The following is a 1,504-nucleotide window of genomic DNA, read 5'->3' on the forward strand; positions in this document are numbered from 1 at the left end:
TAAAGCCAAACGAGTTGATCGCCGCGGCAGCCAGGCTGTCCAGCTTGTAGAGCTAGTCCGAAGCGGACTGTCGGTACGCCAAGCTGCTAAAAGATGTGGGATGCATCTTACCGCTGCGTATGCCGTAGCTACGGAAGCTGGGTGCCATATCCGGTTAAGTCAGTATGCTCGGAAAGTCCGCCAGACGCAGTTAAGAGTGGAATACCTGCGCCTTCGGCTGGCGAGCCTGCCTGGTGGTGATGCTGGCACGGCAGTAGGAATTGATCGTCGACTGCGTTTAGATTTCGAAAAAGGACTCACCAAATCCCAGGGTCGACGAGAAGAGTTCATACCCGTCGGCGAAGACGCCAGCACGTATAACAGACTTATGAAAGCGCTGCGCCAACGCCATGATGTCATCGAATCCGGAAGGCTTGCCCCTCCCGCCTTACCTAGCGGGGTAGATCCGTATAAACGCATCAGCAATCGCTACATTTGCTTCGAAGAACGCGTCATCATCGCCGATCTTCTCCGCGAAGATGTGCCACTGCGTGAGATTGGGCGCCGTTTAGGGCGAAGTGCATCGTCAATTCAGCGTGAAGTACGCAGAAACCACAGTGCGGAAGGCCCGTATCGTGCAGAAACAGCCCAGTTAAAGGCCTGTGCGCGGAGGTTGCGGCCGAAAATACCGAAACTACTAGCCAACAAAAGACTATGGGACTATGTATGCGCACAATTGCGGGCACAATGGTCACCTGAGGAGATTTCTAATCGCCTGCCCATCGACTACCCCACTGATAAGGACATGCGCATTAGTCACGAAACGATTTATGACGCCTTTTACCTGCAGGCCAAAGGAAGACTCAAAGACCTTGGCCTGGACTTGCCGACCGGTAGAAAGAAACGCAAGAAACGCCAAACCCGCTCCAGCACACCTGCCCAGCAACGCTTCGTCGACGACATGATCCTCATAGACGACCGGCCAGATGAGGTAAGTGAACGTATTTTGCCAGGCCACTGGGAAGGCGACCTCATCCTCGGTAAAAACAACCAATCAGCGGTAATCACGCTAGTAGAACGCGTCAGCCGATTTGTTGTCCTTGGCCACTTACCGGGAAGGCATACCAGCAAAGAAGTATTCACAGCCCTGCACAAGGCAGTTACAGGAATCGATAAAGCTATCTGGTCATCAATTACCTGGGACCAAGGAAGCGAAATGGCTGGTCATAAAGCTTTTACCATGGCCACTGACATTCCCATCTACTTCTGCCATCCAGGATCACCATGGGAACGCGGCAGCAACGAAAACACCAACGGCAGGCTCAGAAGAAACCTTCCCAAAAACAGCGACCTGTCCATCTACAGCGCCGAGGACCTAGAAATGATCGCCAACATTCACAACCACAAACCACGCAAAGCACTCAACTGGCGCACCCCAGCCGAAGTCATGACCAACGCCCTCACACAAACCGGTAGCATCAAACCAAACTAACCATCATCGTTGCAACGACCCCTAGAATCCGCC

1 protein-coding gene is annotated in these 1,504 nt (G+C 53.2%); it reads left to right on the forward strand.

Features of this window, described 5'->3' with window-relative positions; all coding sequences use genetic code 11:
• Positions 1-1,471 (forward strand): IS30 family transposase (locus MHK00_RS11800; RefSeq protein WP_250412005.1); only part of this gene is annotated, 1,471 nt, incomplete at its 5' end.
• Positions 1,472-1,504: the final 33 nt, after the last annotated feature.

This window comes from Corynebacterium tuberculostearicum, assembly GCF_022347385.1.
Classification (GTDB): Bacteria; Actinomycetota; Actinomycetes; order Mycobacteriales; family Mycobacteriaceae; genus Corynebacterium; species Corynebacterium tuberculostearicum_M.